Origin of the sequence: Methylobacterium amylolyticum, from assembly GCF_030700245.1 — a bacterium.
In the GTDB taxonomy this organism is placed as follows: Bacteria; Pseudomonadota; Alphaproteobacteria; order Rhizobiales; family Beijerinckiaceae; genus Methylobacterium.
This window is the reverse complement of record NZ_JAUYZI010000113.1, coordinates 1-5,361: the sequence shown is the minus strand read 5'-3', so window position 1 is coordinate 5,361 and position 5,361 is coordinate 1. Positions and strand designations below refer to the sequence as shown.

The following is a 5,361-nucleotide window of genomic DNA, read 5'->3' as shown; positions in this document are numbered from 1 at the left end:
AAAAAAGGGGGTCTGGCGATCAGCCCGCGTCCGAGCCGGCCCCCGATCAGGCGCTCGGCCGCTCACGCGGCGGCCTGAGCACCAAGATCCACATGGTGGTGCGCGGGCTCGGCTGCCCGGTGCGCTTTGCCCTCACAGCCGGCCAGAGAGGCGACGCGCCGCAGGCCGAGGCGCTGCTGAAGGATCTGCCGGCTGACGTGGTCCTGGCCGATGCCGCCTACGACAGCGACCGCCTGCGCAAGCTCATCTCCGACCAGAGCGCGCAGGCCGTGATCCCGAGCAATCCCTCGCGCGCCAGGAAGTACGACCTCGACAGGGTGCTCTACAGGGAGCGCCATCTGATCGAGTGCTGCTTTGCCAAGCTCAAACAGTTCCGGCGGGTGGCCACCCGCTACGAGAAGACCGCCCGCAACTACGCTGCCGTCGTCACCCTCGCCGCCATCGTCCTATGGCTCCGGTAACTGTCCACACCGCCTAGAAGTCTCCGTGATTATGGGCATCGAAAATTCCCTGGTCGGCGGGCTCGGGTGTGGTCGGTGATCGGCCGGCTCCGTGATCGAGGGTTGGCCTTTCCGGGTGGGCGGCCGCGGCGCTTGGGAGCGGGCGGCGGGGTGATGAGGGCTTTCGAGCGGACATGCTCGGGCACGAGATCGGCATGCTGGCGCAGGCGATAGCTCGCCCCCTCGATCTGGATGACGACCGCGTGGTGCAACAGGCGGTCGAGCAACGCAGTGGCCACGACCGGATCGCCGAACACCTCCCACCATTCGGCAAAGCCGCGGTTCGAGGTCAGGATCATCGCCCCTCGCTCGTGAGCTGAGCATTGACGAGCTGGAAGAACAGGTTGCCCCCGCCCGGCACCACCGGCAGGTAGCCGATCTCGTCCACGACCAGCAGGGACGCACGGCAGAGGTAGTGGATGCGCTCGCGCAACGAGCCGTCACGCTCGGCCTTGGCCAGCGAGGCGATCAGATCGGTCAGCGTCGAGAACACCACGCTGCGCCCGGCCTTGACCGCCTCGACGGCCAGCGCGGTGGCGAGATGGCTCTTGCCGGTGCCGGGTGGCCCGAGCAGGTGGACCACCTCGGCCCGGTCGATGAAGGTCAGCTCGGCCAGCGCCAGGATGCGCTCGCGGTCGAGCGAGGGCTGGAAGGCGAAGTCGAAGCCGGCCAGCGTTTTGACGGTGGTCAGGCGCGCCACGAGCAGGGCGGTCTTCACGCGGCGGTTCTCACGCAGCGTCAGCTCTTCGGTCAGGATCTCATCAAGGGCAGAGATGCCGTCGATCTCTCCCTGCTCGATGCGCCGGACCGTGGCGTCGAGAACCTCCAGGGCGCGCGGCATGCGCAGGCCCACCAGGCTGCGCTTGATGCTGTCGAGGGTGCTGCTTGAGGGCGGCGCGCGGACCAATGCGAGGTTCCTTGCTGGCGGATTGGTCGATGAGATCAGTCTGCTGCTGTTCCCTGCGATCGGCGGCCATACGGGCAGCCAGACGCTGTTCGCCGCCGGTGCGGAAGGCCTGGCGCGACAAGTGCACCTAAGCATGTTGTCGACCGCGGTCCGGCAGGGTGGTGTCGTACATCTGCGATACCGCGTGACTTAGACTTCGTTCCATGGCGGAGCGATGGGGCTTCTCCTGAGTTAATAGGAGAGTATCGTCACCATTGAGAGGCAGTTCAATTAGGTGCGTTGCTGTCAAATTCGCGCCTTCGGTCGACTTCAGCCTCAGCGGTTATCGCCAAAGCCAAGCTGATCGATTTTCGATCCTGCCTTGAGTCAGCGATACAGCCCCTCGGCGCGCAGACGGGCGAGCAGCCGGTCGGCCTCCGCGCGAGCTGAAGCATCATCCTCCCGCTCTCCGAACCCGTGCTCGCACATCGGCAGCAGGCGCCGCAGCGCGCGGTCCATCGCCGAGTTCTCCCACAGGTGCAGCACGCCGCCCTCGGTCAGATCCGTCACGAAGTGCCACAGCATCAGCATCAGCCCGAGCATCGGACGATCCCGCCACTGCGTCGTCACACAGCCCGCGACCCGCTCCAGGCGCCGTATCAGCGCGTTTCGCTTCCCCGGGACGAGGTCCGCGAACGGTTCCAGGCAGGCGGTCCGCAGTTCCGCGCGCAGCGCCGCAACGTCCGCCTCCGCCCGCGCGGCCAGAGCCGGGTCGGCCGGCACGAACGCGCCCGCCATGCCGGTCAGCGCGTAGAGGAGATAGGCCGGGAGCGCGAGTTCGAGGCGCTGGCGGTCGGTGAGCATGGGCATCGGCGGGGGCAGACCTAACACATCCCTTCGCACAGCGTGGAAGACCGCGGTGCCTCGTGGGTGCCTCGTGTCCCGGCCCGCCCTTCGGGACGCCGCTCTACGCGCTGCGCGCCCCGAGCCGCCTGCGGCGTCTCGGCCCTGACGGGTGACGATCGGCTCGGGGGCCGGACCACCCTGCCGGGCGGCCGGCCACGGCCGGTCGCCGGGGCGACCGCTCTCCTGTGCGGGGAGGGGAGAGACGGCTCCGTCTTCCCTCTACGGCTTCCTCGTCGCGCCGATCGGCGTGGTCCCGACCGCGGAGAGCGAGGTCGTGCGCCCCTTCCGGATCGGCCTCGGCGCCGACATCGCCGCGCGCCGCAAGCCCGACGTGCCGGCAACTGAGCTGAACCGGGCCGTCCGGAACTACGCGCGAAGCTTCCTCTACCTCTTCGCCGTCGCGCAGTCCGGCTCGATGCGCTACGATGCCGGCCGAACGCGCGGCGAGCGCCGCTCAGGAGGCGGGATCCGCCCGCGGCGCCGATCCGGACGGCACTGGTGCGCCGCCCGCGCCGCCGTCGCCTCCCGGCCCGGCTGGTCACTGAGCGCTAGCCCCTCCCGCGGCAGGGTCAGCCTCCGAACGCCCGGATCGGGATACCGCGCGGGCGTCCGGGCGTATCGCGATGGTCGGTCAGGTTGCGGAAGCCCATCCGGGTGGCGTCGACCCATTCCGCCTCATGCCGGCCCAGCACCAGGGCATCGCAGTGGTCGACCCGGATGACGCCGGCGGTCGGGTGGATCCCGAACAGGTCCAACTCGCTCCAGCCGAGATCCACCGCCTCCGCTCCGAGCCGCTCCAGGAAGCTCAGCAAGGCCGCATGCTTCCTCTGCCACGCCTCGCCAAACAGCCCGGGGCAGGGGGATGCGCCCGGATCCAGGCCCTCGATGCGCGCGCGCCAGTCGCGCAGGTCCGGGTGGGCGGTAGCCGCGGAGAATGACATGCTCGACATTATCGCAGGCGGGCCGGTCCGTTCCATGTCCTGTTCGACGCCGGCCTGGCGCCGCCGCCCGCGCCTTCCCGGATCACCGAGCGCCCGGCGTAGCCCTCCAGAGCGAGAGGGCGGCGACGCGCGTCGTGCAGGAGAGGCGGTGCGGGATCGAGAGACCGGCGTCGCCGATCCGTCCATCGACACGAAGGGATCGGACATGCCTACGATCTTCGTCGGCGGCTCGCGGCAGGTCGACCACCTTCCCGACGCCTTCGGCCATCGCCTCCGCAACATCGTGGCGGGCGGACATCGCGTCGTCGTCGGCGACGCCCCAGGCGCGGACACGGCGATCCAGCGTCGGCTCCATGAGCAAGCCCATGGCGAGGTGACGGTCTACTGCTCCGGCGCGGTTCCCCGGAACAATCACGGTCGCTGGCCGACCCGCCGGGCGCGCGTGCCGGAGGGGGCTCGCGGGTTCGCCTTCCACGCGGTCAAGGACCGGCACATGGCCGAGGTGGCGGAGTTCGGGCTGATGCTCTGGGACGGGACGAGCCCCGGCACGGTTCTCAACGCGCTGCGCCTGGTCGATGGCGGGAAAGCCTGCGTGATGTTCGACCTGTCCCGGCAGGAGATCGTCACGATCCGCTCGATCGGGCGATGGCGCCAGCTCGTCTCCCGGTGCGGCCGTCACGTTCGGGATAGCCTACGGCACAGGGCGACACCGGCGGAATGGGCGGCCGCCGTGGGAGGTGCGGAGCCGGCCCTCGCGCCCGACCGGAGCTCCCGGTCCGGAGGGAGAGGGCGGCGCTGCGCGGCATGACGGGTCGGCGGCCGGATCTACGTCGCGGTGATGCACGCCCTCGTGCGCGGCTTCGTCGAGATGGGCTGCGTGCGGCGCGACGCCCGCGTCAGCGTCGTCAACGGGCCGGTCGGCCGGATGCGCCAGGACCTGCGGGCCTGGCTGGCGGCCGACGGCTCGTGCGGGGGCCGGCCGTGACCGGGCGCCTCGGGCACAACGGCGGACCGGCGATCGAGGAGCCGGCCGACACGCGTCCCGCCCAGTGCAAGCACTGCCGGCACTGGAAGGTGCCGTCCGAGGGCGAGCGGCAGGCCTACGAGGCCTTCCGCCTCGGCCTGTCGGCGGCGCCGGGTCCGGCGGCCGACCGGCGCCTGCGACCGCGTCCTGATCGGCAACAGCCGGGTCCCGGCGTTCTCGGCCACGGTGGGCGAGTTCGGCTGCCGCAACTACGAGGCCGCCCTTCCGCCACCGATGCCGCAGGGCCGTGGCTACATCACGATCTGGCGGAACGGTCGCGTCGCCTGGCAGGGATGTGAGGAGATCCCCGCCCGTTTCCTCCAGGACGATCCCGACCTGTGGAGGCCTTGCCCGCCCGGCGAGATAGCGTCCGGACATGTTATCTGTATAATCTGTATAACCCAAAGGAGTGCAGGATGCCGGACAAATCCGTCACCACCGCCGAGTTCCTCCGTCACTTCGGCCGCTACCACGACGAGGCGCGCCTGGCGCCACTGACCCTGACCAAGCACGGCCGGCCGTCGCTGGTCGTGCTCTCGGCCGACACCTACCGGCAGCTTACCGAGCAGGCCGACCCGCGCCGGGCCTTGGCCGCGGGGGAGACGCCGCCGGAGCTGGCTCATCTCATCCTGGCCGAGCTCGACCGCCAGTCGGCGGAGCACGGGGGCGACTAGGATGGCGAACCCCTTCCCGTCGGGCTCGGTCATCACCTACCCCTACCTGTGGCGGTGGCAGCGCGCGGAGGGCCGGTTCAACGCGCCCAAGGACCGTCCGACTTGCTTGGCCGTCACCATCCCGGATCAGGCTCAAGGGCTGACCCACCTCGTCCTGCTGGCCATCTCCGGAACCCCGCCGGGCGAGAGGCAGGCCGCCCTCGAGATCCCGTTGCTCGAGCTGCGACGCGCCGGCCTGTCGACGTTGAAACGCGGCTGGATCACGGTCAGCGAATACAACTACGACGTCGCCGAGCGATCCTTCCACCTCGACCCGAACCAGACGGCGCGCGGCTCGTTCGGGCCCGGGTTCATGAACCAGATCCGGGCCGCGATCCGCCCGCTCTTCACCGCCGCCCAGGGCCGGATCGATCGAACCCTGTGACCGCAT

General features: G+C 70.2%; 8 protein-coding genes and 2 pseudogenes. 7 read left to right on the top strand and 3 right to left on the bottom strand.

The window, feature by feature from the left end; all coding sequences use genetic code 11:
• Window positions 1-461, top strand: a 461-nt coding sequence (locus Q8W71_RS32335; protein WP_305529422.1) for an IS5 family transposase, incomplete at its 5' end; no start/stop codon positions are given.
• An 82-nt stretch (window positions 462-543) separates the two neighbouring features.
• On the opposite strand, the pseudogene istB reads toward Q8W71_RS32335, so the two are convergent.
• A pseudogene (istB, locus tag Q8W71_RS32330) lies at window positions 544-1,407 on the bottom strand (IS21-like element helper ATPase IstB); the annotation flags it as partial.
• Between istB and Q8W71_RS32325 the strand changes: the two are divergent.
• Complete coding sequence (locus Q8W71_RS32325) at window positions 1,367-1,600, top strand: dihydrofolate reductase family protein (protein ID WP_305529421.1); 234 nt, start codon at window positions 1,367-1,369, stop codon at window positions 1,598-1,600. The pseudogene istB and the gene Q8W71_RS32325 overlap by 41 nt on opposite strands.
• A 173-nt stretch (window positions 1,601-1,773) precedes the next feature.
• Here the strand turns inward: Q8W71_RS32325 and Q8W71_RS32320 are convergent, their stop codons facing one another.
• Window positions 1,774-2,256 carry a hypothetical protein gene (locus Q8W71_RS32320; protein WP_305529420.1) on the bottom strand — a complete coding sequence of 161 codons (483 nt, stop codon included), beginning with the start codon at window positions 2,254-2,256 and terminating at the stop codon, window positions 1,774-1,776.
• Between the two features lie 145 nt (window positions 2,257-2,401).
• Between Q8W71_RS32320 and Q8W71_RS33055 the strand changes: the two are divergent.
• A pseudogene (locus tag Q8W71_RS33055) lies at window positions 2,402-2,707 on the top strand (ProQ/FINO family protein); the annotation flags it as partial.
• A 154-nt stretch (window positions 2,708-2,861) separates the two neighbouring features.
• Here the strand turns inward: Q8W71_RS33055 and Q8W71_RS32315 are convergent.
• Window positions 2,862-3,233: a hypothetical protein gene (locus tag Q8W71_RS32315; protein WP_305529419.1), complete on the bottom strand. Its 372-nt coding sequence runs from the start codon at window positions 3,231-3,233 to the stop codon at window positions 2,862-2,864.
• Here Q8W71_RS32315 and Q8W71_RS32310 point away from each other — a divergent pair.
• From Q8W71_RS32310 to Q8W71_RS32295, 4 genes are all read left to right on the top strand, one after another.
• A complete protein-coding gene (locus Q8W71_RS32310; RefSeq protein WP_305529418.1) occupies window positions 3,232-4,041 on the top strand; it encodes a hypothetical protein in 810 nt (269 codons plus the stop codon). The genes Q8W71_RS32315 and Q8W71_RS32310 overlap by 2 nt on opposite strands.
• Before the next feature lie 27 nt (window positions 4,042-4,068).
• Window positions 4,069-4,218 (top strand): hypothetical protein, encoded by a 150-nt coding sequence (locus tag Q8W71_RS32305; protein ID WP_305529417.1) that lies wholly within the window; start codon window positions 4,069-4,071, stop codon window positions 4,216-4,218.
• A 455-nt stretch (window positions 4,219-4,673) separates the two neighbouring features.
• Entirely contained in the window at window positions 4,674-4,931 is a 258-nt protein-coding gene (locus Q8W71_RS32300) for a type II toxin-antitoxin system prevent-host-death family antitoxin (RefSeq protein ID WP_305529237.1), read from the top strand.
• Window position 4,932: 1 nt separating this feature from the next.
• Window positions 4,933-5,355 (top strand): hypothetical protein, encoded by a 423-nt coding sequence (locus Q8W71_RS32295; protein ID WP_305529236.1) that lies wholly within the window; start codon window positions 4,933-4,935, stop codon window positions 5,353-5,355.
• Window positions 5,356-5,361 lie beyond the last annotated feature (6 nt).